The organism is Microbispora sp. GKU 823, from assembly GCF_002027145.1.
GTDB classification, from domain to species: Bacteria; Actinomycetota; Actinomycetes; order Streptosporangiales; family Streptosporangiaceae; genus Microbispora; species Microbispora siamensis.
On record NZ_MWJN01000030.1, the window covers coordinates 22,937 to 46,357 of the forward strand.

The 23,421-nt window shown below is 70.6% G+C and carries 26 protein-coding genes and 1 pseudogene; 5 read left to right on the plus strand and 22 right to left on the minus strand.

The genetic code is table 11. The annotated features are described in order from the left end of the window. Positions 1–23 precede the first annotated feature (23 nt). The 6 genes from B1L11_RS17770 to B1L11_RS17790 form a co-directional block, all read right to left on the minus strand. On the minus strand, positions 24–689 hold the full coding sequence (locus tag B1L11_RS17770; protein ID WP_079315517.1) for an NADH-quinone oxidoreductase subunit C: 666 nt from the start codon (positions 687–689) through the stop codon (positions 24–26). Continuing rightward, a complete protein-coding gene (locus B1L11_RS17775) occupies positions 686–1,237 on the minus strand; it encodes an NADH-quinone oxidoreductase subunit B family protein (protein WP_079315518.1) in 552 nt (183 codons plus the stop codon). The genes B1L11_RS17770 and B1L11_RS17775 overlap by 4 nt, the downstream gene beginning before the upstream one ends. 2 nt (positions 1,238–1,239) lie before the next feature. Then, entirely contained in the window at positions 1,240–1,599 is a 360-nt protein-coding gene (locus B1L11_RS17780) for an NADH-quinone oxidoreductase subunit A (protein WP_079315519.1), read from the minus strand. Positions 1,600–1,601: 2 nt separating this feature from the next. Beyond that, positions 1,602–1,745 carry a hypothetical protein gene (locus tag B1L11_RS46915; protein ID WP_179155203.1) on the minus strand — a complete coding sequence of 48 codons (144 nt, stop codon included), beginning with the start codon at positions 1,743–1,745 and terminating at the stop codon, positions 1,602–1,604. After that, positions 1,742–2,995, minus strand: coding sequence for a geranylgeranyl reductase family protein (locus tag B1L11_RS17785; RefSeq protein WP_256862650.1), 1,254 nt, complete (start codon positions 2,993–2,995; stop codon positions 1,742–1,744). Before B1L11_RS17785 ends, B1L11_RS46915 begins: the two co-directional genes overlap by 4 nt. A 162-nt stretch (positions 2,996–3,157) precedes the next feature. Beyond that, the gene (locus tag B1L11_RS17790; RefSeq protein WP_079315521.1) at positions 3,158–3,880 is read right to left on the minus strand and encodes a demethylmenaquinone methyltransferase; all 723 of its coding nucleotides are present in this window, start codon (positions 3,878–3,880) and stop codon (positions 3,158–3,160) included. A gap of 101 nt (positions 3,881–3,981) precedes the next feature. Between B1L11_RS17790 and B1L11_RS17795 the strand changes: the two genes are divergently transcribed. Next, the gene (locus B1L11_RS17795; RefSeq protein ID WP_079315522.1) at positions 3,982–5,229 is read left to right on the plus strand and encodes a hypothetical protein; all 1,248 of its coding nucleotides are present in this window, start codon (positions 3,982–3,984) and stop codon (positions 5,227–5,229) included. Here B1L11_RS17795 and B1L11_RS17800 read toward each other — a convergent pair. Next, positions 5,226–5,435, minus strand: coding sequence for a DUF4229 domain-containing protein (locus B1L11_RS17800; RefSeq protein WP_079315523.1), 210 nt, complete (start codon positions 5,433–5,435; stop codon positions 5,226–5,228). The genes B1L11_RS17795 and B1L11_RS17800 overlap by 4 nt on opposite strands. A gap of 259 nt (positions 5,436–5,694) precedes the next feature. On the opposite strand from B1L11_RS17800, the gene B1L11_RS17805 reads away from it, so the two are divergent. After that, on the plus strand, positions 5,695–5,916 hold the full coding sequence (locus B1L11_RS17805) for a BldC family transcriptional regulator (RefSeq protein WP_079315524.1): 222 nt from the start codon (positions 5,695–5,697) through the stop codon (positions 5,914–5,916). A gap of 113 nt (positions 5,917–6,029) precedes the next feature. Here B1L11_RS17805 and B1L11_RS17810 read toward each other — a convergent pair whose 3' ends face one another. Both B1L11_RS17810 and B1L11_RS17815 read right to left on the minus strand, forming a co-directional pair. Continuing rightward, entirely contained in the window at positions 6,030–6,266 is a 237-nt protein-coding gene (locus tag B1L11_RS17810) for a hypothetical protein (protein ID WP_030506849.1), read from the minus strand. 9 nt (positions 6,267–6,275) lie between these two features. Continuing rightward, entirely contained in the window at positions 6,276–7,271 is a 996-nt protein-coding gene (locus B1L11_RS17815; RefSeq protein ID WP_256862651.1) for a hypothetical protein, read from the minus strand. A gap of 125 nt (positions 7,272–7,396) precedes the next feature. Between B1L11_RS17815 and B1L11_RS17820 the strand changes: the two genes are divergently transcribed. Beyond that, on the plus strand, positions 7,397–7,699 hold the full coding sequence (locus B1L11_RS17820) for a PLD nuclease N-terminal domain-containing protein (protein WP_179155204.1): 303 nt from the start codon (positions 7,397–7,399) through the stop codon (positions 7,697–7,699). Between the two features lie 41 nt (positions 7,700–7,740). Here the strand turns inward: B1L11_RS17820 and ccsB are convergent, their stop codons facing one another. The 6 genes and pseudogenes from ccsB to B1L11_RS17850 all read right to left on the minus strand — a co-directional run bounded on the left by ccsB (position 7,741) and on the right by B1L11_RS17850 (position 13,486). After that, a complete protein-coding gene (gene ccsB / locus B1L11_RS17825; protein ID WP_079315569.1) occupies positions 7,741–8,700 on the minus strand; it encodes a c-type cytochrome biogenesis protein CcsB in 960 nt (319 codons plus the stop codon). A 3-nt stretch (positions 8,701–8,703) separates the two neighbouring features. Further along, the gene (locus B1L11_RS17830; protein WP_079315571.1) at positions 8,704–10,422 is read right to left on the minus strand and encodes a cytochrome c biogenesis protein ResB; all 1,719 of its coding nucleotides are present in this window, start codon (positions 10,420–10,422) and stop codon (positions 8,704–8,706) included. Beyond that, positions 10,422–11,153: a cytochrome c biogenesis CcdA family protein gene (locus B1L11_RS17835; RefSeq protein WP_079315527.1), complete on the minus strand. Its 732-nt coding sequence runs from the start codon at positions 11,151–11,153 to the stop codon at positions 10,422–10,424. The genes B1L11_RS17830 and B1L11_RS17835 overlap by 1 nt, the downstream gene beginning before the upstream one ends. After that, positions 11,146–11,748, minus strand: coding sequence for a TlpA disulfide reductase family protein (locus B1L11_RS17840; RefSeq protein WP_256862652.1), 603 nt, complete (start codon positions 11,746–11,748; stop codon positions 11,146–11,148). Before B1L11_RS17840 ends, B1L11_RS17835 begins: the two co-directional genes overlap by 8 nt. Positions 11,749–11,962: 214 nt before the next feature. Next, positions 11,963–12,565: pseudogene (locus B1L11_RS17845) on the minus strand (histidine phosphatase family protein); the annotation flags it as partial. A 12-nt stretch (positions 12,566–12,577) separates the two neighbouring features. Beyond that, positions 12,578–13,486, minus strand: coding sequence for a LysR family transcriptional regulator (locus B1L11_RS17850; RefSeq protein ID WP_079315529.1), 909 nt, complete (start codon positions 13,484–13,486; stop codon positions 12,578–12,580). A gap of 352 nt (positions 13,487–13,838) precedes the next feature. Here B1L11_RS17850 and B1L11_RS17855 point away from each other — a divergent pair, with 352 nt between their 5' ends. Continuing rightward, positions 13,839–14,435, plus strand: coding sequence for a Uma2 family endonuclease (locus tag B1L11_RS17855; RefSeq protein WP_079315572.1), 597 nt, complete (start codon positions 13,839–13,841; stop codon positions 14,433–14,435). Position 14,436: 1 nt separating this feature from the next. On the opposite strand, the gene B1L11_RS17860 is transcribed toward B1L11_RS17855, so the two are convergent. Genes B1L11_RS17860 through B1L11_RS17885 form a run of 6 tightly spaced genes read right to left on the minus strand, consistent with a single transcriptional unit; the run spans position 14,437 to position 20,966 of the window. Continuing rightward, positions 14,437–15,414: a dipeptide ABC transporter ATP-binding protein gene (locus B1L11_RS17860; protein ID WP_179155205.1), complete on the minus strand. Its 978-nt coding sequence runs from the start codon at positions 15,412–15,414 to the stop codon at positions 14,437–14,439. Further along, positions 15,411–16,367, minus strand: coding sequence for an ABC transporter ATP-binding protein (locus tag B1L11_RS17865; RefSeq protein ID WP_079315530.1), 957 nt, complete (start codon positions 16,365–16,367; stop codon positions 15,411–15,413). Before B1L11_RS17865 ends, B1L11_RS17860 begins: the two co-directional genes overlap by 4 nt. Beyond that, a complete protein-coding gene (locus tag B1L11_RS17870) occupies positions 16,360–17,328 on the minus strand; it encodes an ABC transporter permease (RefSeq protein ID WP_079315531.1) in 969 nt (322 codons plus the stop codon). The genes B1L11_RS17865 and B1L11_RS17870 overlap by 8 nt, the downstream gene beginning before the upstream one ends. Next, positions 17,328–18,356 (minus strand): ABC transporter permease, encoded by a 1,029-nt coding sequence (locus B1L11_RS17875; protein ID WP_079315532.1) that lies wholly within the window; start codon positions 18,354–18,356, stop codon positions 17,328–17,330. The genes B1L11_RS17870 and B1L11_RS17875 overlap by 1 nt, the downstream gene beginning before the upstream one ends. Beyond that, positions 18,353–20,047 carry an ABC transporter substrate-binding protein gene (locus B1L11_RS17880; RefSeq protein WP_079315533.1) on the minus strand — a complete coding sequence of 565 codons (1,695 nt, stop codon included), beginning with the start codon at positions 20,045–20,047 and terminating at the stop codon, positions 18,353–18,355. Before B1L11_RS17880 ends, B1L11_RS17875 begins: the two co-directional genes overlap by 4 nt. A 16-nt stretch (positions 20,048–20,063) precedes the next feature. Further along, positions 20,064–20,966 (minus strand): proline iminopeptidase-family hydrolase, encoded by a 903-nt coding sequence (locus B1L11_RS17885; RefSeq protein WP_079315534.1) that lies wholly within the window; start codon positions 20,964–20,966, stop codon positions 20,064–20,066. A gap of 142 nt (positions 20,967–21,108) precedes the next feature. On the opposite strand from B1L11_RS17885, the gene B1L11_RS17890 reads away from it, so the two are divergent. Further along, positions 21,109–22,014 (plus strand): FadR/GntR family transcriptional regulator, encoded by a 906-nt coding sequence (locus B1L11_RS17890; RefSeq protein WP_239108658.1) that lies wholly within the window; start codon positions 21,109–21,111, stop codon positions 22,012–22,014. Here the strand turns inward: B1L11_RS17890 and B1L11_RS17895 are convergent. Further along, positions 21,992–23,374, minus strand: a complete 1,383-nt coding sequence (locus B1L11_RS17895; RefSeq protein ID WP_079315536.1) for a leucyl aminopeptidase — start codon at positions 23,372–23,374, stop codon at positions 21,992–21,994. The genes B1L11_RS17890 and B1L11_RS17895 overlap by 23 nt on opposite strands. Positions 23,375–23,421 lie beyond the last annotated feature (47 nt).

The window sequence follows — 23,421 nt, forward strand, 5'->3', positions numbered from 1 at the left end:
CTCGTGCAGGTCGCCGCGGATGCTCACGAGTACGACCTCCTCCGGTCCGGCGCGGGGACCTCGGCGCCGCGGTACTCGACCGGGATTCCGCCGAGCGGATAGTCCTTGCGCTGCGGGTGCCCCTCCCAGTCGTCCGGCATCTCGATCCGGGTCAGCGCCGGGTGGCCGTCGAAGACGATTCCGAAGAAGTCGTACGTCTCGCGCTCATGCCAGTCGTGCGTGGGGTAGACCTGAACCGTGGAGGGGATGTGCGGGTCGGCGTCGGGGCAGGAGACCTCCACCCGGATGCGCCGGTTGTGCGTGATGGAGCACAGGTGGTAGACGGCGTGCAGCTCCGCGCCCGTCTCCTCGGGGTAGTGCACGCCCGAGACGCCGAGCGACAGCTCGAACCGCAGCGCGGCGTCGTCGCGCAGGTGCCGCATCACCTCGGGCAGCCGTTCGCGCCGCACGTGGAAGGTGATCTCGCCGCGGTCGACGACCACGCGCTCGATGGCGTCGGCGAACGCCGGCTCCAGCGCGTCGGCCACCTCGTCGAAGTACGACCCGTACGGCCGGCTGCTGGACAGCTTCGGCGGGCGGCGGACGACCAGGCGGTTGTAGCCGGAGGTGTCGCCGCTGTCCTTGACGCCGAACATGCCCCTGCGGGCGACGGGCTCCTCGGGCAGCCCGGGCAGGTTCTCGGTGGTCACTTCCCGGCCCCCTGGTCGATCAGCGGCAGCGTACGCAGCGCCTGGAGCTCCAGCTCCTCGATCTGCTTCTCGCGGTGCGCGCCGAACTTCATGTTCTGAATCTTGTCGTGCAGCTTCACGATGGCGTCGATCAGCATCTCCGGGCGCGGCGGGCAGCCGGGCAGGTAGATGTCGACCGGCACCACGTGGTCCACGCCCTGCACGATGGCGTAGTTGTTGAACATGCCGCCGCTGGACGCGCAGACACCCATCGCGATGACCCACTTGGGCTCGGCCATCTGGTCGTAGATCTGGCGGAGGACGGGCGCCATCTTCTGCGACAGGCGACCGGCCACGATCATCAGGTCGGCCTGGCGCGGGGACGCGGAGGCGCGCTCCATGCCGAAGCGGGCCAGGTCGTGCTTCGGGCCGCCGGTGGCCATCAGTTCGATGGCGCAGCACGCGAGACCGAAGGTCGCAGGCCAGACGGAGTTCTTCCGGGCCCAGCCGGCCACCTGCTCGACGGTGGTGAGGACGAACCCGCTCGGGAGTTTCTCTTCAAGACCCATGGCTAATCCCAATCGAGGCCGCGACGCCGCCACACATAGGCGTACGCCACGAGAACGGTGACGATGAACAGCACCATCTCGACGAGCCCGAACACGCCGAGTTTGTCGAAGGCCACCGCCCACGGATAGAGGAAGATGATCTCGATGTCGAACACGATGAACAGCATCGCGGTGATCATGTACTTCAGCGGGAAGCGGCCGCCGCCGACCGGCTGCGGAGTGGGCTCGATGCCGCACTCGTAGGCGTCCAGTTTCGCGCGGTTCCAGCGCTTCGGCCCGGTGAAGGGCGCGATACTCACGGAGAACACGGCGAATCCCGCCGCGAGGACCGCGAGCACCACGATCGGCACATACAGCTCCATGGCTACATGTCCTCGCTTACTCGGTGAATTTGGGCGATCACGAGAATGCCGGAGAGCGCGGCCGGCCGCGCGGCCACCTGCGGGGCCGGCGGCGATGTGCGCGTCGTCTCGGTCATGCGGGCTTCAGTCATGCTGGCTTCGGTCATGATGGCGGAGCCACCTTGGACAGGGCGTTGATTATGCGGTCGGAGGCGTCGCCCCGCCGGTCTGTGAGATTAGCGAGCAGCTTGAAGGCGAATCTCATCAGGGTGGGATGGGGCATCCCGTGCCGGGTGGCGAAGCTCATCACTCCCGGCCTTCCGATCGCCTCCACGAACAGGCGGCCGAGGGTGAAGTATCCCCCATGGGCGTCTTTGAGGATACGCGGGTAGGCAAGTAACACGCGCTCACGCTGGGCGGGCGTCGGCCGGGACAGCGCCTGGACGATCACCTCGGCCGCGGTCCGGCCGGTCTCCATGGCGTACGCGATGCCCTCGCCGTTGAACGGGTTGATCGACCCGCCCGCGTCGCCCACGAGAACCAGCCCGCGGGTGTAGTGCGGCTGCCGGTTGAAGCCCATCGGCAGCGCGGCGCCCCTGATCGGGCCCGTCATGTTCTCGTCGGTGAAGCCCCACTCCGCCGGCGTGTTCTTCATCCAGCGCCGCAGCAGGTCGCGGTAGTCGATGTTCTTGAACGCCTCGCTGGTGTTCAGCAGGCCGAGGCCGACGTTGGAGGTGCCGTCGCCGACGGGGAAGATCCAGCCGTAGCCGGGGAGCAGCCGGTCGCCGTCCCACAGTTCGAGCCACGTCTCCAGGTAGTCGTCGTCGTGCCGGGGGCTCTTGTAGTAGGTGCGCACCGCCACGCCCATCGGGCGGTCCTCGCGCTTGTGCAGGCCCATCGCGATCGACAGCCGGGTCGAGTTGCCGTCGGCCGCCACCACGAGCCGCGAGCGGTAGGACACCTCCTCGCCGTCCGCCTTGGCCGTCACGCCCACGACGTGGCCGCTGCGCTCGTCGAGCACCGGGCCTGTAACGTTCACGCCCTCGCGCAGCCGGACGCCCGCGCGCTCGGCGTGCCTGGCGAGGATCTGGTCGAAGTCGGCGCGGGTGCGCACGAGGCCGAAGTCGGGGTAGCTCGACAGCTCGGGCCAGTCGAGTTCGAGGCGCACGCCGCCGCCGTAGACGCGCAGCCCCTTGTTCCTGATCCAGCCGGGCGCGTCGATGTCGACGCCCATGGCGACGAGTTCCTTCACCGCCCGCGGGGTCAGCCCGTCACCGCAGACCTTCTCACGCGGGAAGCGCGTCTTCTCCAGCAGCAGCACGTCGAGACCGGCGCGGGCGAGGTGGAAGGCCGTCGTCGCACCCGCGGGACCCGCACCGACGACGATGACGTCGGCGTCGACATCTCTCCGCGTCACGCGGGCTTGCTCGCTCACGGGGGACCTATCCGTTCCAGGGAAGGAAGGCCTCGAATTGGTTTAGACCTTCGTGCCTTTGTGAACAACTTCACAAACTGTCGCGCCGCAGTCTAACCCCTATCCGGCGCACAGTGTCAGAGGGGTATGGCCAAGCACGCCTCATCACGCTTTGACCGCCCGATGCAGGGCCACGATGCCGAGGGTGAGGTTGCGCCAGGCCACCTTCCGCCAGCCGGCCTCCTGGATGATCCCTGCCAGCGCCTCCTGGTCTGGCCAGGCCCGGATCGACTCGGCGAGGTACTCGTAGGAGTCGGGGTTCGAGCTGACCATCCGGGCCACCGGCGGCAGCAGCTTCATCAGGTACTGCGAGTAGACGAGGTCGAACGACTTGGGCGTCGGCCGGGAGAACTCGCAGATCACCAGCCTGCCGCCCGGACGGGTCACCCGCAGCATCTCGCGCAGCGCCTGCCCGGTGTCGGCCACGTTGCGCAGGCCGAAGGAGATCGTCACCGCGTCGAACGTGTCGTCGCGGAACGGCAGGCGCAGCGCGTCGCCCGCGACGAACGTCACCCCTCGCACGCCCCCGCCGTACAGGCCGGAGCCGCCGCGCCGCTCGACGCCCGTGCGGAGCATGCCGAGCGAGAAGTCGCAGGCGATCGCCCGCGCCCCGAGCGCGGTGAACGCGTCGGTCGAGGTGCCGGTGCCCGCGGCGAGGTCGAGGACCAGCTCGCCGGGCCCGGCGTCGATCGCCGCCGCGGTGGCCTTCCGCCACAGGCGGTCCTGGCCGAGCGAGAGGACGTCGTTGACCAGGTCGTAGCGCCGGGCCGTGCGATCGAACATCGCGGCGACCTCGTGCGGCTGCTTGTCCAGCGATGCGCGCGTCATGCACGCAAGCCTAGGCGGCGACGGGCGCGCCCCCTCACCGCCGCCACCGTATGAGCGGAACGTAGTTCTCCGATTACGCTGCGTCTGCTAGAAATTGGGGAATGCGCGTCACCACCGCACTGCTCCCAGTCGCATCGCTCGTCACATGCGCCACCGTCCTCCCCGCCGTCCCGGTGTCCGCCGGGGTGCCGCAGCCCCGCGTGGCCTCGGAGAACCCGGTGAACACCACTCCGCACGTGCTGGACGGCATCGTCACCGCGTTCGCGCTGGTCGGCCGCACCGTCGTCGTGGGCGGCGAGTTCAGCGCGGTCCGCGAGGCCCGGGGCGGGGAGGACCTGCCGCGGGCGAACGTCTTCGCCTTCGACCTCTACACCGGGCGCGTCCTGCGCGACTTCGCACCGGACCTCGACGGGCCGGTGGCCGCGCTGGCCGCAGGTCCCGGCGGCACGGTCTTCGTGGGCGGCGCGTTCGGCGCGCCTTCCCGGGGACTGGTCCGCCTCCGCGTGTCCGACGGCGCCCCCGTCGACAGTTTCTCCGCCCCCGTCTACGGCGGGGAGGTCACCAGCCTCGTACGGCTGGGCGGCGCGCTCTACGTCGGCGGCGACTTCAGCAGGATCGGCCGCAGCCCGCGCACCGCGCTGGCCCGGGTGGACGCCGAGACCGGCACGGTGGACCCCCGGTTCACCGTCACGCCCGGCGACGGGCGCCGCGGCGATCCCCGGATCTACGCGATGGCGGCGGTCCGCGACCGCTTAGTGGTGGACGGCTCGTTCACCACGCTCGACGGCCTGCGCCGCCCGCAGCTCGGCGTGATCGACCTGACGACCGGGCGGGTGGCCGACTGGGGCACCGAGGCGTACGCCCCGGCGTGCAAGCCGGACTTCCCGTCGTACGTGCGGGGGCTCGACCTGTCTCCCGACGGGCGCTACTTCGTGGTCGTCACGACGGGCGGGCCGGCGCCGCGCACGTCCAAGCTGTGCGACTCGGCCGCGAGGTTCGAGACGTACGCGAAGGGCGAGGCGGTCCGTCCGACCTGGGTGAACCTGACCGGAGGGGACTCCCTGTACGCGGTCGCGGTCACGGGGTCCGCCGTCTACGTGGGCGGACATCAGCGCTGGTTGGACAACCCCCGGGGCGCCGACACGGCCGGTCCCGGAGCGGTCCACCGGCCCGGGATCGGGGCGATCGACCCGGTCACGGGCAGGGCGCTGCGCTGGAACCCCACGCGGGAAAGGGGAATCGGGGTAAAGGCCTTCCTGACCGTAAAGACAGGTCTTTTGGTGGGAAGCGACACGACGGAGCTCGGGCATGAGTACCATGCCCGCGTCGGCATGTTCCCGACGACCTAGTTCTTCCCCGCCTCCCGCCGTTTCCCGGCGATGCGCTCGCTCACCGCGTCGCGCTGTTTGGTCAGCAGCACATAGCTGGCCAGGCCGCTGACCAGGACCGCGAGCAGGAGCAGTGGGAACGACCGCAGGCCGACGAGATACAGGACGCCGAGGGCCACGGCGAACAGGCCGAGGCGCGAAAGGGTGTAAACGACAACCGGATGCACAGCGTCGAGGTTACGTCACTCTCCCGACGCGCCGGTCTCTCTTCGCATCTGCTGCGGGCACTGCTAGTGTTCACAACAAGGCGCTTTTGTAAAGAAACACCCATGAGCGCCCCAAAGAGGCTCTATCATATAACAATCGGGCACTGAGCCGGTAACAACCCGTGATCTTCTGCGAAAACCACGGATAAATCAGGCTTCGCTCGGCACACTGGTTACCTGTCCGCCCGCTGCAGGACGCGGGACGCGAGGGGGAGAGATTGTGGAGAGTAGCAGCGAGCGACTGCTGACTCCTGGAGAGGTTGCCGCTCTCTTCAGGGTCGACCCGAAGACCGTGACCCGTTGGGCCGCGGCCGGGCGCATCAGCAGCATCCGTACCCCCGGGGGGCACAGGCGGTTCCGTGAATCGGAAGTGCATGCCCTCCTTCGCGGTGAGGACGTCCTCACGGCCGAACGGCCGAACGGCGACTCCCCGCGAGTCTGACGCAGTACCAGCACCGGGTGATCCTGCGCGCTACCCGGACGCCGCAGGGTCACCGGAGTCAGCCCCACGTCGAGTCTGCGTCCCCGGCCTGTCCTGCTCCCTTGCCGGGAACGTCAGTCCTGCTCCGCCTTGAAGGCCAGGAACGCCTGCTCGAGCGCGTCGTCGCCCTCACGCCAGCGGCGCCGCCGTTCGGCGTCCTCCTCCTCGGTGATCGACTCGGCCAGCCAGCGTTCGTAGTCCGGCTCTCCCGGCGCGACCTCGACGTACGCGTTGCCGATGAGGCGCCCGTCATCGGTGGTGAGTGACCTGGGCACGCGCAGCGTCCCGTCGCCGAGCCGGATCACGTACATCCGAATCACCTAGATTCCGTAACGCCGGTTGAAGAAGAGCATGACGTTGAGGGCGGCCCGCGTGTCCCCGCCCAGCATGTCGACCAGGGCCGGACGCTGCCGGGACGCGATCGCCGCGAACGCGTCGGCGAAGAACTCCTTGCGCCCCAGGCCGCCGGGCTGCCGGTGGAACGACGACGCGAACAGCGGCAGGCACTCCTCGTAGAGCGCCGCGAACTCCGGGGAGTCCGACACCCACTCTCCCGGACCGGCGTCCACGTCGTCCAGCGCATGTCCGACTTCGTGCATCATCACGTCCGGCGTGGGCGACGGCCGGTCCCCCACCACGATCTTGCGGTCGCCGTACGCGCCGGCGCAGATGTCCCAGGTGGCTCGTCCCGACGGCAGCGGCGCGCCGCGCAGGTAGCCCATGTCGTCCAGGTCGGGCACCCCGCCGCGCCCGACGTAGATGCCTTCGAGCCCGATGGCGAGCTTGGTCTTGAGCTGCTCGGGCAGGCTCGCCAGGCTGTCCACGGCCCGTACGGCGTCGGCGGAGGGAGGCCCTTCCGCGGCGTCCCACTCGCGGTACAGGATGCGCTCCAGCGGCCCGCAGTGCCGCCTGCCGTCCCGCAGGTCGGGCGCGTCGGGAGGGTGCGGCGCGGCCCGCGTCGGCAGGTCGTCGAGCTCGAAGTCCTGCCAGGTGTACTGCGGCCGGTCGTCCACCACGGGCGCGGTCACGGTGTGGGCCCGGTCCACCGGCTGCTCCGGCTGCTCTGGTGGCCAGCCGGGCCAGTCGGATCCCCATTGCCCGTCCCACTGCCTGCGACGGCCCTGCGGCCGTTCCCCGGGCCGGTCCTGGGTGCGCTCCACCGTACGGTCGGCGGCGGCCCGGTCGGAGACACGGTCGGTGACACGATCGGGAGGGCGTTCGGGGAGGTCCGTACGGCGGTGGGAGGACCAATAGGGCCCTCGCTGCCACCACCGCGACCCCCGCCGGTGGCGGCCCCTGTCGCCCGGCTCCGCCATCGCACCCCTCTGTCAGGCTCCGCGTTCCCGGCATGCCGTGTACCGGTCCACCGTACGATGCCCGGCTGTCCCCGTCACCCCGAAGGCCGACACGATCAGTCGCCGGCATGGCTTACCGTGTGGGCATGCCTAGCGTGATTATCGGCCTGGCGCTGCTTGCCCTCTGGCTTTACTGCCTGTTCGACGTGATCACGACCCCCGAGGAGGACGTGCGCAACCTCCCCAAGTTCATGTGGGTCCTCATCGTGATCTTCCTGGCGGACGTGGGCGCGCTGACCTGGCTCCTCGTGGGTCGCCCCCGTGCCCGGCACGCCATGTACGCGTCGGGTGGCGGCCAGTGGGTCCAGAGCGGCGACGCGCCCCGCGGCCCCGACGACGACCCCGAGTTCCTGCGCAGCCTGGAGCGGCGCCTGCGCGACGAGGACTGATGCCCCCCTCGGGCGCCGCCCCCTCCCTCAGGCGCCGCCCGTCACTTCGGCACGTCGGCGTAGGAGTGCAGACCCGAGAAGAAGATGTTGACGCCGATGAGGTTGAACAGCAGACAGCCGAAGGCGACCAGCGAAATGATCATCGCGGCCTTGCCGCGCCACCCGGCCGTCGCCCGGGCGTGGAGGTAGGCGGCGTAGACCACCCACGTGACGAACGCCCAGACCTCCTTGGGGTCCCAGCCCCAGTAACGGCCCCACGCCCGGTCGGCCCACAGCGCGCCGGCGATGACGGCGAAGGTCCAGATCGGGAAGGAGATGACGATCGCGCGGTGCGCGACGCGCTCCAGACCCTCCCGGCTCGGCAGCACCGACGGCCGCCCGTCCTTGCGGATCAGGTAGAGGATCGCGCAGACGCCCGCCACGATGAACAGCCCGCTGGCCACGATCGCCGCCGTGACGTGGATCGCGATCCAGTAGGAGTGCAGCGCGGGCATCACCGGGCCCGCCTGGACGTGCAGGAACAGCACGGCGAAGCCCAGCCCGAGCGCCGCGGTCACGGTGACGAACGCACCGAGGTAGCGGATCGGCTGGCGGATCAGCAGCGCGAGGAACGCGGTGACGGCGGCGAAGCAGATGGCCACCACGAACTCGTACATGTTGGCCCACGGCCACCGGTCGACGGCGATGCCGCGGGTGAGGATGCCGGCGAGGTTGCCGGCCCACGCGATCCAGGTGAGGACCACGCCGATGGTTCCCGCCCGGACCGCCCACGCGGCCGGCTGCGGGCCTGAATCCTGGGTTGTGTCCCCCGTCGCGTCCTCCGGCAGCGCGGGACCGCCCGCGCCGACCAGCTCCCGACGTCGTACGGCCACGACCGTGCGGGCCCGGCCGAAGGCGAGATCCAGCGCGTAGCAGATCATCGCGGCGAGATACAGCAGGACGGTGACCAGGATGAGCTGGTCGCTCAGCGTGGCGAGACTCTCGTTGACCTCGGCGGGCATCACTCACTCCTCGTCCGGGCGGGTGCCCGGCGCAGCGTTTCCGGTGGGCGCGTCCGGCGCGACGTGCCCGGCGCTCCCGGGCTCGTCCGGCTCGCCGCCCCGATCGCCGCCCTGGTCACCGGCGGGCGCGTCGCGGCCGTCCGGCTCGTCGGCGGGCGCGTCGCCGCGCAGGGCGGTGACGATCTGGGCGAACTCCTCGGCGAAGGCCGCGCCACCGCCTTCGGTGCGGGTCAATCCTCCCACCGTGACCGTCCCGTCCTTCACCCGCACCCAGAGACGGCGGCGGCGGACCGTGAGGGACAGCACGAGCCCGATCACCGCGGCGGCCGCCGCCAGCAGGGCGGGCTCCCGGCCGGGGTCGTAGGTGATCTGAAGGCTGATCCACTCCTTGACGCCGGTGAACTGGATCTTCCCGGCGCCGTCGGCGAGCTCCTTGGTCTCGCCCACGTTGAGCGGGGTCGGCTGGGCCGACATCTTGCCGAGCGGCTTCAGGTTGGTGGTGTCGAGCTGATACACCGACTGCGGCTGCCCCGACTTCAGGCCCAGGTCGCCCGCGAACGGGAAGACCTGCACGGTCGGGTTCGCGGCGCCCGGGAAGACGGACACCCAGGCGTCGCCGTTCGGCACGGTCGTGGGCAGGAAGCGCGCCAGGAACCCGAGCTGGGTCGGCTGGGCGTCCGGCACCTTGATCACGCACTCGGACGTGTACGTGGCCTGGTCGTCGGCCAGGCACGGCACCGGGCCGTCGTAGGCCACCTGGCCCTTGCCGTCGGTCACCCGGAACGTGGGGGCGTAGCCGTGCCCGATCAGGTAGGTGAGCGTGCCGTTCACGTCGAGCGGGTCGTTGACCTTGAGGTCCACCTCGCGCGGCGCGGCCGTCGGCGAGTCCTGCACGGTCAGCTTGGCCAGGTAGTCGAGCGGCTGGCCCTGCTTCTCCCCCGCGGCGACGTAGCTGGCCTGGAAGTCCTTCAGGGTGAAGGAGAACGGCTCCAGCGACTCGGCGGTGACCCGGCTGCCGGGCATGAAGCGGTCGTAGGCCGCCACGGCGTTGGAGAAGCCGTCGCCCTCCACCACCAGCACGTTGCCGCGGTAGCCGAACAGCCCTCCGGCGCCGACGGCGAACAGCAGCACGAGCAGCGCGACGTGGAACAGGAGATTGCCGGTCTCGCGGAGGTAGCCCTTCTCGGCCGCCACCCAGCCGTCGCCGGTGACCACCCGGAACCGCCTGCGCCTGAGCGCGGCGGCGGCCTGCTCCAGGGTGAGACCGCCCTCGAACGCCTCGCTGTGCGGCAGGCGCAGGAGGTTGCGCGGCGCGGCGGGCGGGCGGCGCCGGATCTCCTTGATGTGCGTCAGCGCGCGCGGGAACACGCAGCCGGCGAGCGAGATGAACAGCAGCAGGTAGATCGCGGCGAACCAGGGCGAGCTGAAGACGTCGAACAGCCAGAACCGGTCGAGCCACTTCGCCTGGGTCGGGTTGTCCTTGAAATACTGCGCGACCCGGCCCGGATCGACGCTCCGCTGCGGGTAGATGGACCCGGGGACCGAGCCGAGCGCGAACAGGAACAGCAGGATCAGGGCCGTGCGCATCGAGGTGAGCGTGCGCCAGGCCCAGCGCGTCCAGCCGATCGGGCCCAGGCCGACGGGCTTCGTCCGCTCCTGCGCCTGTGCCTCGTCCACGGGCTTCTCCCGTACGGCGGAGGCGAGATCGTCGGGGGCGCTCATCAGATCACCGGCCTGAAGCCGCCGACCCACACCTGCAGGTGGACGATGATCTCCGACCACTGCCCGGTCACGAGCAGCACGCCGACGGCCACGAGCATCGCGCCGCCGACCTTGGTGATCAGCGGGGTGTGGCGGCGCACCGCCTTGAACGCGTGGAGCGCCTTGCGGTAGGCCAGCCCCGCCAGCACGAACGGCAGGCCGAGGCCCAGCGCGTACGCGAAGGCGAGGGCGGCGCCGCGCAGCGCGCTGCCCTGGTTCACCGAGAGCGTCATCACCACCGCCAGCGTCGGACCGATGCACGGCGTCCAGCCGAGGCCGAAGACGACCCCGAGCAGTGGGGCCGTCGCGATCCCGGCCGCGGGAAGCCGGTGGATGCGCAGGTCACGCTGGAGGCCGGGGACGACTCCCACGAAGGCCAGCCCGAGGACGATCGTCACCACCCCGAGGACCTTGGTGATCACGTCGGCGTTGCCGTGCAGCGCCGCGCCGAGGCTGCCGAACAGCGCGCCACCCAGCACGAACACGACCGCGAACCCGAGCACGAAGAGCGCGCTGCCGAGCACCATCCGGCCCCGCTTGGGGTCGCCGCTCATGCCCGTGACGTACGACAGGTAGCCGGGGACCAGCGGCAGCACGCACGGCGAGACGAACGAAACGAGCCCGGCGGCCGCGGCGATCGGCGCGGCCAGCAGCAGCGACCCGGTCGCGACGGTGCTGCCGAGGTCACTCATCGGTCACCTTGGTGACGGCCGACAGCAGGTCGTCGTACTTGACCGCGCCGAGCGCGCGGGCGGCGATGCGGCCCTGAGAGTCGATGATCAACGTGGAGGGGATGGCGGCGGGCGGCACCGTGCCCTGGAACTGCAGCAGCACCTTGCCGCTCTGGTCGTAGATGCTCGGGTAGCCGGGCTGGACGGCCCGGTCGTACGCCTGCGCGGACGCCTCGAGGTCCTTGAAGTTGACGCCGAGGAACTCCACGCCCTTGGACTTGGTGGTCGCCGCGATGTCCTTGAGCGTGGGCGCCTCCGCCCGGCAGGGCGCGCACCAGGAGGCCCAGAAGTTGAGCACGTGGACCTTGCCCGCGGTCAGCGTGGCGGTGCCGCCGTCGAGGGTCTTCCCCTCGATCACGGGCGCCTTGTGACGCTGCGCGGCGGCGAAGAACTCGACGCGGCCGTCCCCCGCGACGAACCGCGTGTCGCCGGAGCGGGGCTGGGCCGCCTGGCCGCCCGCGCAGCCGGCGAGGGCCGTCACGGCCACTGCCGCGGCGGCGAGCGCGGTCAGGCGCTTGGCGGACACGCGGTTGGCGGACAGGCGCTTGGCGGACACGGGAGGAGGATCTCCTTGTACTACAACCGGTAGAGCTGTAAGCCTACCGACCGGTGCGGGTGCCCCGTTCGCCGGGTCACACGCCGGGGACGGATCGCGAACCGGGCCTCTCCTCGTCCTCCGGGCCGGCCCGAAAAGCGTCGGGGAGCGCCTCGTCGGCCTTGTCGAACAGCGCGGCCTCGCCCTGCGGCGGCGTGCCGGCCCTGAGCAGCGCGCCCGCGGGCTCGCTGTAGCCGACGCTGATGAGCCGATCACCCTCGAAGGTCAGGCTGGTGAGGCTGGCGAGCGCACACTGACGGCGCCGGGGGTCGTGCCACAGCCGCCTGCCCTCGGCCGCCAGCCGGATGATCCAGATGGGCAGCTGGTGGCTGACCAGCAGCGCCTCGTGGCCGCGCGCCGCCGCCCGCGCGTCGTCCACGACCGCCTTCATACGTGCGACGACCTGGGTGTACGGCTCGCCCCACGACGGTCGGAACGGGTTCCTGAAGTGGCGGTAGGAGCGGGGGTCGCGGAACACGTTGTCGCTGCCGGTCATCCGCAGGCCCTCGAAGACGTTGCCCGCCTCGGTCAGCCGCTCGTCGGTCGTCACTTCCAGGCCCAGGACCCGGGCGGCCGGCGCCGCGGTCTCCTGGGCGCGCTCCATGGGCGAGCTCCACACCGCGACGATGTCCCTGCCCTCGACGGCCTTGGCGACCACCTCGGCCATCCGGCGGCCGGTCTCGGACAGGTGGTAGCCCGGCAGCCTGCCGTACAGGACCCCACGGGGATTGTGAACCTCACCGTGCCGGAGCAGGTGAACGATGGTCATCTCTGTCATGACCTGGACAGCCTACCCGCCGGGCAGCTCGGAGCACGCGGAGCGTAGCGCGTCGGCGGCGGCGCGGATCGCGGGACGCCGGGCGGCGTCGGTCCGCCAGACCGCGTAGATCCGCCGCACCGGCGGCGGCTGGACGGCCAGGACGGCGACGCCCTCGGGCAGCGGTCCCCGGCCCAGCCGGGGGATGAGCGCGCAGCCGTGGCCCTCGGCGACCAGCGCGAGCTGGGTGGGGTACTCGTCGGCCATGCAGACGATCCGCGGCTCCCGTTCCTCGGAGCGCAGCAGGAACACCAGGAAGTCGTGACACACCGTGCCGGGGGTCGAGCTGATCCAGTTGTCGCCGGCGAGATCGCTCAGCCGCACCCGGTCGGCGTTCACCAGGGGATGGTCGGCCGGCACGACGACGTCGGCCACGTCGTCGAGCAGCGCCGCGCGCGACAGGCCCTCGGGCAGCGCCATCGGCCGGTTGAGCCAGTCCTGCAGGACGGCGAGGTCGAGGTCGCCGCGCGCCAGTTCGCGGATCTGCCGCTCCGGCTCCCTCTCGTAGACGAGCAGGTCGAGATCGGGATGCTGCCTCTTGAGCGTGGTCAGGGCGCGCGGCACGATGCCGCGGGCCGCGGTGGGGAAGGCGGCCATGGTCAGCTTGCCGACCACCGCCCCGCGCAGCGCCTCGAAGTCGGCCTCCGCCGTCTCCACGAGCGCGAGGATGCGCTCGGCGTGCTCGGCGAGCAGCCCGGCGGCGTCGGTCAGCTTGACCCCGCGCCCGTTGCGTTCGATCAGGACGGCGCCGGTCTCCCGTTCGAGCTTGGCGAGCTGCTGGGAGATCGCCGAAGGGGTCACCATCAGCGCCTCGGCCGCCGCGCCCACGGAGCCGTAGACCGACACGGCGTGCAGGGCCTTCAGCCGGTTCAGATCCAACATGTAGACAGTCTAAACCGTTCTCCTTAGAAAAACTTGTTTGCGCTCAACTGTTTAGCGATGCGACAATATAGCCATGAGAATCTTCAACAAGCTCTTCACGAAGCCCACCCGCTCCGAGCAGACCTCCTATCTGGAGACCCTGGCGAGGCAGGCCCGGCAGACCCGCGAGCGCCGCCCCTCCTCCTCGCGCTGATTCCCCGTTCCATGCGGTTCCCGCCCCCGGAAGGCACCCCCCTCCCCGCCTCCCGCTGATCCTCGCCCTCGCATGCCAATCGGGGGACAATGGGTAAGGGTCACGAGATTGAGTGGAACGGCTACCGTGAGTGACGAGGATGACACTAAAGTGCACGACGTGAGCAGCGCACTCGAGTACTGGCCGGCACCGCCCCCCTGGGGGTGGACCGCGGACGACCTCGATCATCTGCCTTCGGAGGGCCCGAACGGCGAGCCCGACTTCTTCAAACGCGTCGAGCTGATCGATGGAGCACTTGTCTTCATGTCCCCCCAGCGGCGATTCCACCAGAGCCTCATCCGCGGCCTGAACGAACGTCTCAACTCTCAGTCCCCAGCGCACCTGACCGCCGTTGACCAAATGGACGTCAAGCTGGGGCCTCGGACGCGTCCGTGCCCGGATGTGATGGTCATCGACGCCGAGGCGGCGGCGGACATGAACCGTACCTATTACGAGGCGCGGGAGGTCCATCTCGTGATCGAGATCGTCTCTCCCGAGTCGGTGGAGCGCGACCGCAAACTCAAGCCGCTGCGATACGCCGAGGCGGGCATCCCGCACTTCTGGCGAGTGGAGGAGAGCGACGGGCGTCCCGTCGTCTACGTGTACGAACGGGACCCCGCCACGGGCGCGTACACGCCGACCGGGATCCACCACGGGCATCTGGCGGTGCAGGTGCCCTTCCCGGTCGAGGTGGATCTCGATCAGTTGGTGAAGTGAGTCAGGCCCCTGCGGCGGTTCCGGGGACGTTCGGGAAGTGACAGGCCACCTGACGGCCCGCGACCGGGCGCAGGGCCGGGCGTTCGGTGCGGCACCGGGCCTGCGCCACCGGGCACCTGGGGTGGAAGGAACAACCGGCCGGCCGGTCGATGGGACTCGGGACGTCCCCGGTGAGCACGACGCGCTCGCGGCGGGACGCCCCCGTGCCGTCGTCGATCTCCGGTACGGCCGACAGCAGGGCGTCGGTGTAGGGATGCGCGGGCGCGGCGTAGAGCTCCTCCGCCTCGGCCACCTCCACGACCTCGCCCAGGTACATCACCGCGATCCGGTCGGACACGTGCCGCACCACGCCGAGGTCGTGGGCGATGAAGACGTACGTGAGGCCCAACTCCTCCTGCAGGTCGGAGAAGAGGTTGAGTACCTGGGCCTGCACCGAGACGTCCAGCGCCGAGACCGGCTCGTCGGCCACGACCAGCGCCGGATTCAGCGCGATCGCCCGCGCGATGCCGATGCGCTGGCGCTGCCCTCCAGAGAACTCGTGGGGGTAGCGGTCGAGGTGCGCCCTGGTCAGACCGACCAGGTCGAACAGCTCGGCGACCCGCTTCCTGATCGCCGCCGCATCGCCGTACCTGTGGATGCGCAGCGGCTCGGCGACGGCGTCGCCCGCCGTGCGGCGCGGGTTCAGGGAGGCGTACGGGTCCTGGAAGACCAGTTGCATGGCGGGACGCAGCGGGCGGAGCGCGCGGCGCGACAGCGTGGTGATGTCGCGGCCCTGGAACTCCACCGTGCCCGACGTGAGGTCGGTGAGCCTGACCAGGCAGCGGCCGAGCGTGGACTTGCCGCACCCCGACTCGCCCACCACACCGAGCGTCTCGCCGCTCCGGACCTCCAGCGAGACTCCGTTCACGGCCTGTACGGCACGGCCCCGGCCGGCGCGGAAGTGCTTGACCACATCCGTGGCCTTCAGCAGGGTGCTCAACGCGTCTTCTCCTCTTCCGGCAGCCAGCAGGCGTCCAGATGACCGGCGGTCCCACTGAGCGGCGGCGCCTCGGCGCACGCGGCGAAGCGGTGGGCGCAGCGGTCGGCGAACGGGCACCCCTGCCCGGCCGCACCCGGCGTCCCGGGAATGGTGGGCAGGCGGCGCACCCGGGGGCCGCTCACGCGTGGCACCGAGTCGAGCAGCCCCCACGTGTACGGGTGGCGGGGGCTGTGGAAGACCTCGGTGCGGCTGCCGCGTTCGACGGCCCGCCCGCCGTACATGACGAGGACCTCGTCGGCGATCTCCGACACCACGCCCATGTCATGGGTGATCATGACGACGGCCGAGCCGTGGTCGGCGCGCAGGCGGCGCAGGAGGTCGAGGATCTGCGCCTGCGTGGTGACGTCGAGCGCGGTGGTCGGCTCGTCGGCGATGAGCAGCGCGGGATTGCAGGACAGCGCCATCGCGATGACGGCCCGCTGGCGCATGCCGCCGGAGAACTCGTGCGGGTAGGCGTCCACGCGCTGCTGCGGGGCGGGAATGCCGACCTCGTCCAGGAGCCTGATCGCACGGTCGCGGGCGGCCCGCTTGGACACCTTCTCGTGTGCGCGGACCTGTTCGGCGATCTGCCAGCCGATCGTGTAGACGGGGGTGAGCGCCGTCATCGGGTCCTGGAAGATCATGGCGATCTCGCGTCCCCGGATGGCCCGCATCTCGGCGTTCTTCAACGCGAGCAGGTCACGCCCGCGGAAGACGACCTTCCCGGAAATCTTGGCCCCCGGAGTGCGGATCAGGCCGAGCACGCCGAGCATCGACACGCTCTTGCCCGAGCCCGACTCTCCCACGACGCCAAGCACCTCGCCGGGCCGCACCGAGAACGACAGCCCGTCCACGGCCGTGAAGCCGCCGAAGCGGATCCTCAGGTCACTGACCTCGAGCAGCGGTTCAGGCACGGCGCACCCTCGGGTCGAGCCGGGCGTACAGGACGTCCACCACGGCGTTGGCCAGCACGACGAAGAAGGCGGCGTACAGGACCGTACCCATGATCACGGGCAGGTCGAGGTTCTGCAGCGCCTGGTAGGTGAGCTTGCCGACCCCGGGAAGGCCGAAGACCACTTCGGTCAGCAGCGCCGCACCGCCGACGAGCGCCCCGAAGTCCAGGCCGAACAGCGACACGATCGGGATCAGGGAGCAGCGCAGCGCGTGCCTGATGAGGATCCGCCGCTCCGACAGGCCCTTGGCCCGGGCCGTACGGACGTAGTCCTCGTTCAGCGCGTTGATCAGCTCGCCGCGCAGCAGCCTGGCGTAGATCCCGGCGTACAGCAGGGCCAGCGTGAGCCAGGGGAAGAGCAGGTGCAGCGCCCACTGGCCGACGCCCTGCGAGAGCGGCGCGTATCCCAGTGGCGGCACCCACGAGAACACCGAGCCGTGCAACTGCTTCTGGGTGACCAGGTTGACGACCTCGCCCAGCCAGTAGACCGGCAGCGAGACGCCGAAGACACCGAGCAGCATGACCAGCGGGTCGACCAGGGTGCCGCGCATGGCGCCGGCGAGGGTGCCCATGCCCACCCCGAGGACCATCCAGATCACCGCCGCACCCACGACGAGCGAGAGCGTGACCGGCACGGCGTCGATGATCTGCGGGATCACCAGCGTGCCCCGGTTCACGAACGAGGTCAGGTCGTGCGAGACGAACAGGTGCTTCATCATCAGCACGTACTGAACGGGCAGCGGCCGGTCGAACCCGAACGACGCCCGCACCTGGGCCAGCGTGGCCGGGTCGGCGTTCTTGCCCGCGATGCGGGCGGCGGGGTCAACGCCCGGGGTGGCGAAGAAGATGAGGAAGACCAGCACGCTGATCGCGAACAGCACGAGGACGGCGGCGCCGAACCTGCGCAGGATGTAGCCGATCATCAGGCCCCTCCCCGCAGCCGGGCGTTCGGGTCGAGCGCGTCGCGCACGCCGTCGCCGAGCACATTGAGCGCGACGGCGGTCAGCCCGACGCACAGGCCGGCCCCGATCGTGATGGCCGGCCGGGTGTAGAGCAGGGCGAGGCCGTCGTTGATGATCGTCCCCCAGCTCGCGTCGGGCGACTGCACGCCCACCGACAGGAACGACAGGGCCGACTCCGTCAGCATGTTGAGCGCGGTCATCAGCGGCAGGAACACCACGACCGTGGGCAGCACGTTCGGCAGCACCTCACGCCGCATGATCCGCAGGTCGGACGCGCCCAGGCCGACGGCCGCGTGCAGGAACTCCTTGTTCCGCAGCGCGATCACCTGGCCGCGCAACGGCCGGGCGACGTACGGCACGTAGATGAGCGCGATGATGACGACGGGGAGGGCGAGGCTGCCCGCGTCGATGTGGATCGGCCCCACGTGGAGTCCGCTGGTGAGCAGCACCACCGACAGGCAGATCGCCAGCAGGTACACGGGGAAGGCCCAGATCACGTCGAAGAAGCGGGAGAGCACCGCGTCGATCCATCCGCCGAAGTAACCGGCGAGCACACCGAGCACGGTGGCGAGCACGCAGCACAGCGCGGCCGAGGACAGCCCGATCATCAGGCTGTTGCGGCCGCCGTACAGGAGCCTGGCCATCACGTCGCGCCCCTGGTTGTCCGCCCCGAGGAAGAAACTGCCCGGATTCCAGGTCGGGCCGATCGGGGTGACGCCGAGGCCGAGGCCCTCGGTGCTCTGGGCGAGGACCGGCACCCGCGCGCCGTTCACCACGGCGGTGCCGGAGGCGTTGGACGTGAAGGGGTCGGTGTGGGCGATCGAGCCGGCGTACACGGGGGCGAGGGCGCAGGCCAGCACGATGAGCACCAGACCGGCCGCCGCGATCATCGCGGAGCGGTTGCGCGCCAGCCGGCGCAGCGCCTGCCGCCACGGCCCGGCGGACGGCCTCGCCGCCCGCGGGGCCACGGTCTGGACGGCGGCGGTCACTTGACCCACATCTGGTCGAGCAGCGCGTGGAACTGCGCGTGGAACTGGTAGTTGCCGACGTTCTTGGACACGAAGTCGATCTGCTTGGGGTTGAACAGCGGGATGATCGGGCCCTTCTGCATGAGCTCCCTGTCGATCTCGCCCCAGAGCTTGCCCGACGCCGCGGGGTCGGTCTGGTCCAGCTTCATGGCCTGGGCGATCTTGGCGTCGGCGTCCTTGTCGCAGAAGCCGGAGATGTTGATGCTGGAGTCGCTGCCCGGGTGGTACGACGCGCAGGAGAGCAGGACGTTCAGGAAGTTGGAGGCCGCCGGGTAGTCCGCGTACCACTGCGAGACGCTGAGCTGCACCTTGTTCTTGCTGTTCTGGATGTAGGTGAACTGGATGTTGGTCGAGATCACCTTCACCTTGGCCTGGTAGCCGATCTGCTCGAGGACGCTCCTGGCGTACTCGCCGATCTGCTTGCTCACGTCGTCGTCGGCGACCACGATCGACACCTCCTGACCGGCCGTGCCCGACTGCTGCACGAGCTGCTTGGCCTTGGCCAGGTCCTGCTGCGGGAAGTCGCAGAAGTCGGCGTGGCCGGGGAAGGCCGGCGGCAGGATGGTGCAGGCCGGCTGCGCCAGGTTCGCCCCGCCGAACATCTTGACCAGCGCGTTCTTGTCGAACGCCCACTGGAGCGCCTGCCTGGCCTCCAGCTTGTCGAACGGCGCCAGGTTGACGTTGACCGGGATGTACCAGAAGGCGGCGAGCGGGTTGACGTGCGCCTGCTGCTCGTACGACGTGCCGATCTCGGTGAGCCGGTCGGCGGGCAGCGGGTCGAAGATCCAGTCGGCCTGTCCGTTCTCGACCGCGGTGACGGCCGCCTCGGAGGTGAGGCCGTAGTTGTAGTCGATCTCGTCGGGATATCCCTGCGGCTGCGCGTCCCGCGACCACTCGGTGAAGTTCGGGTTGCGCACCAGCTTCATCAGCTGGTTCGGGTTGTACGACTCCACCTTGTAGGGCCCGGTGCCGGGGATCGGGGTGGTGCCCTGGTCCTTGGCCGGGGTGCCCTTGGGCAGCACGACGGCGTGCGGGAGGGCGAGCTTCTGCAGGAACTCCGAGTCGGGCGCGACCAGGTTGATCGTGACGGTGTTCGCCGCCGCGTCGGCGACCACGCCCTTGTCGAGGGTGCAGCCCGCGGGCTTCTTCACGCATTCGGCGGCGCCGACGATGCCGGAGTAGAACGTGCCGGACGTGGGCCCGGAGACCCGGAAGATCCGCTGGAACGACGCCACGACGTCGTCGACCGTGACCGGGTCGCCGTTGCTGAACTTGACGCCCGTGCGCAGCGTGAAGGTGTAGGTCTTGCCGTCCGCGCCGACCTGCGGCAGCTTCTCGGCGAGGTCGGGGACGATGTCGTACGCCGCCTTGCCGCCGACCTTCCGGAAGGACACCAGGCCGTCGTAGAGGGCCTGGAAGATCTGCCACTGGCCGTTGCTGTAGTTGATGTGCGGGTCGAGGGTGCCGTCGCCCGCCTTGGCCAGCAGGCGGAGCGTGCCTCCCTTGTGCTGCTCCTGGAACCCGGCCGCGGCCTGCGTGGTCTGCCCGCTCGGGCCGGCGCCCGAGGTGGCGGCGCCGTCGCCGCCTCCCGAGCAGGCGGCGACGCCCGCGGCCAGCAGTGCGGCGCCGGCGATGGCGGTGATGCGCTTCATCTGGAGTCCCTCACGATCAGTCGGTGAAGTCGAGGAAGTCGCCGACGATCTGGAGGTAGCGTTCTTCCTCCTCGATGTGCGGCATGTGACTGGAGTGCTCGAACAGCTCCCAGCGGACGTCGGGGATCCGGTCCGCGAAGGGCTGGACGGTGCGAGGGGTCGCCTCGTCGTGCCGGCCGGAGACGAGCAGGGTGGGTGCGGCGATCCGGTCGAGCCTGTCGACGACGGACCAGTCCTTCAGCGTGCCGACGACGTGGAACTCGCTCGGCCCGTTCATGGTGTGGTACACGGTCGGGTCCGCGGCGGTCTTGGCGTCGCTGGCGAGCACCTCCGGCGGGTTGGGCACGATCGTGCAGACGTGCCGCGCGTTGAACACCTTCTCCGCCGCCCGGTACTCGTCGCTGTCCGTGGTGCCCGCCGCCTCGTGCTCGCGGAGGGTGCGCTCCACGTCCGGCGGCAGCTCCGACCGCAGCCGGTCGCACTCCTCGCGCCACAGCCGCATCGAGGCGGGCGAGTTGGCGATGACCAGGCCGCGCAGCCCGGACGGCGCCCGTACGGCGTGCTCGGCGGCGAGCATCCCGCCCCAGGACTGCCCGAGCACGTGGTAGCGGCCGGCGATGCCCAGGTGGGCGAGCAGGTTGTCCAGCTCGTCGAGGAAGAGCCCGACGGTCCAGAAATCGGCGCCCTTCTCGGGCAGGTGGGTGGAGAGCCCGACGCCGATCTGGTCGTAGTGGACGACGGCCCGTCCGCGCTCGGCGAGACGGGCGATCCGCAGGGTGTAGTCGTGGGCCGCTCCCGGCCCTCCGTGCAGCACGACGAGGGGGGCCTTGGGCGCCGCCAGGTCGCCGGTCACGCGATACCAGGTATGCCACTCACCGAAGGGCGCGAGGCCCTGCGCGGTCGGTTCGGGGATGGCCAACGCACAGCTCCGGGGGAGACGGGGTGGAAGAGATGTCGCCAGATGGGACAGATGTCCGTTGTGTGGACAGCATATGGATAAATGGCCTGGACACAAGACCTTTTTTGGAATCCGCTGGTTGGGTAAGGTGCGGATCACCGCTGTGCCCGCAAGAAAGGACTTTTCCCTGACTTCCCGGACCCCCGCCGAGGACCCGTCGCCCGCGCATCGCGAGCCCCCACGGCGCATCCCCCCGCAGGAGCCCGGCGACGACTCCCCCGCCGACGACCTGTCCCGCGTACTCGGCCAGGTGCTCGACGGCGGCCGGCCGTCCGACGTGCTCGGTCCTGTCCGCGTGCCCTCGGTGGCGACCGAGGTGGCCGACCGTCTCATGACCGCCGTCGCGATCGGCGACTACCTGCCCGGCCAGCGTCTGCCCGGCGAGCGCGAACTCGCGGCCCTGCTCGACGTCAGCCGGGCCACGATCCGCGAGGCAATCGGACGCCTGCAGGCCGTCGGCCTGATCGAGATCAGGCGCGGCCGCACCGGCGGGGCCTACGTCCGCACCGGCTGGACCGAGGCGACCGCCGCGGCAGTCAGGCGTACGCTCGTGCCGCGCTGGCCCGAGCTCGAGCAGCTCTTCGACCTCCGGGGCCTGGTCGAGGGCATGGCGGCCAGGACCGCCGCGCGGCGCCGTACGGACGAGGACCTGGCGGCGATGCGGGCCGCGCTCGACGCGTACGCCGGGGCGGCCACCCTGCGCGAGGAGCAGGAGGCCGACGCGGCGTTCCACTCGGCCGTGGTGACGGCCGCGGGCAACCCCCAGATCAACGCGCTCAGCCGCGACCTGCTCATGCGGGTCAGCCTCGGCTTCCCCACGGAACCGTACGGCGACGACGACCCGGAGGCCTACCAGCAGGCCCTGAGCGAGCACCGCGCGCTGTACGAGGCGATCTCCGCGAGGGACGCCGAAGGCGCGGGGTCCATCGCGGAGCGCCACTTCACCATGACCGCGGACGTGATCCGGACGATGTTCGAACGCGGCCTCAACGACTCTCGAGATAGCTGATCAGGGTCCTGACCATCGCGCCGGTGGCCCCCGCGGGGCCCAGGTCGGTGGACTTGTCCAGGTAGGCCGTGGCCGCGAAGTCCAGGTGCGCCCACGGGACGTCGCCGGCGAAGTTCTCCAGGAACAGCGCGGCCAGGATCACGTCGGCGTGCTCGCCGCCGTCGTTCTTGAAGTCGGCCACGTCGGACCTGATCCGCTCCAGGTACGGCCGCCACATCGGCATCTCCCACATCGGCTCGCCCTGCGCCTCGCCCGCCGCGGTGAGCGCGCCGAGCAGCGCGCGGTCGTTGCCGAGCACGCCGGTGATGTCCTCGCCGAGCGCGTGCATGACCGAGTAGGTGAGGGTGGCCGCGTCGATGATCGCGTCCGGCCGCCGCTCGGCGAGGTAGGCCAGGGCGTCGGCCAGCACCAGCCGCCCCTCGGCGTCGGTGTCGGCGACCTCTGTGGTGACGCCGTTGCGGTGCCGCAGGACGTCGCCGGGGCGCGTCGCCGACCCGCTGACCATGTTCTCCGCCGCCGGGACCACCGCGACCACACCGGTCGGCAGGCCGAGCCGGGCCGCCGCCCGGACCACCGCGAGCATCGTGGCGCCGCCCGCCATGTCGCTCTTCATCGTCGACATGGCCTTCAGGCTCTTGATGCCGAGGCCGCCCGCGTCGAAGGTGATGCCCTTGCCCGCCAGGCCGACGACGCCGCTCTTCCCGTCGCCGGGGTAGCTCACCTCGATCAGGCACGGCGGGTTGGCGCTGGCCGCGCCGACGCCGAGGATGCCGCCGAAGCCGCCCTCGCGCAGGTCGTCGGCCGCGAGGACGCGGGCGTCCAGCCCCGCCTCCTCGGCCATCTCCACCGCCCGGCGAGCCAGGGTCATCGGGACCAGGTCGCCGGCCGGGGTGTTGACCAGGTCGCGGGTGAACGTCACCGCCTCGGCCACCACCTCGGCCCGCGCGACCGCCTCGGCGTCCTCGGGACCCAGCAGGAGCAGCCGCTCGACGGCCCGGCTCTCCGGGGCGCTCTTGTAGCGGTCGAAGCGGTAGCCGCCCAGGCGCACACCTTCGACCACCGCCCCCGGGTGCGGCAGGGCGACCGCGACGGTGGCGAAGTCCACCATCCTGGGCGCCGCGTGTCCCACCGCCCGCCGTACGGCCCGCTCGTCGGCGTCCGGTTCGAGTCCGACGAGCAGCACGGCGCCCGCCTGGAACGGGTCTCCGGCACGCCGCGGCAGCAGGAGCTCCTCACCCGGCCGGCCCGTGAACCCGGCGAGCCGGATCTCGATGCCGAGGCCGAGGGCGGCGGACGCGGGCAGGACGAGGAGGTCGGCACCAACCTCTGCGGGCGCGTGCGGGGAGAAGGACACCTCCACGAGGCACTCCTAACGGGGGAAGTTCAAAATGGTCCGTTGAGTGAACC

Coding starts and splice junctions, on each gene's coding strand:
- B1L11_RS17880 (WP_079315533.1), bottom strand. CDS start 20,047: ATGAAGCGCATCACCGCCATCGCCGGCGCCGCACTGCTGGCCGCGGGC.
- ccsB (WP_079315569.1), bottom strand. CDS start 8,700: ATGCCCGCCGAGGTCAACGAGAGTCTCGCCACGCTGAGCGACCAGCTC.
- B1L11_RS17775 (WP_079315518.1), bottom strand. CDS start 1,237: ATGGGTCTTGAAGAGAAACTCCCGAGCGGGTTCGTCCTCACCACCGTC.
- B1L11_RS17870 (WP_079315531.1), bottom strand. CDS start 17,328: ATGATCGGCTACATCCTGCGCAGGTTCGGCGCCGCCGTCCTCGTGCTG.
- B1L11_RS46915 (WP_179155203.1), bottom strand. CDS start 1,745: ATGACCGAAGCCAGCATGACTGAAGCCCGCATGACCGAGACGACGCGC.
- B1L11_RS17790 (WP_079315521.1), bottom strand. CDS start 3,880: ATGACGCGCGCATCGCTGGACAAGCAGCCGCACGAGGTCGCCGCGATG.
- B1L11_RS17835 (WP_079315527.1), bottom strand. CDS start 11,153: ATGAGTGACCTCGGCAGCACCGTCGCGACCGGGTCGCTGCTGCTGGCC.
- B1L11_RS17830 (WP_079315571.1), bottom strand. CDS start 10,422: ATGAGCGCCCCCGACGATCTCGCCTCCGCCGTACGGGAGAAGCCCGTG.
- B1L11_RS17820 (WP_179155204.1), top strand. CDS start 7,397: ATGCCTAGCGTGATTATCGGCCTGGCGCTGCTTGCCCTCTGGCTTTAC.
- B1L11_RS17850 (WP_079315529.1), bottom strand. CDS start 13,486: ATGTTGGATCTGAACCGGCTGAAGGCCCTGCACGCCGTGTCGGTCTAC.
- B1L11_RS17780 (WP_079315519.1), bottom strand. CDS start 1,599: ATGGAGCTGTATGTGCCGATCGTGGTGCTCGCGGTCCTCGCGGCGGGA.
- B1L11_RS17815 (WP_256862651.1), bottom strand. CDS start 7,271: ATGGCGGAGCCGGGCGACAGGGGCCGCCACCGGCGGGGGTCGCGGTGG.
- B1L11_RS17810 (WP_030506849.1), bottom strand. CDS start 6,266: ATGTACGTGATCCGGCTCGGCGACGGGACGCTGCGCGTGCCCAGGTCA.
- B1L11_RS17795 (WP_079315522.1), top strand. CDS start 3,982: ATGCGCGTCACCACCGCACTGCTCCCAGTCGCATCGCTCGTCACATGC.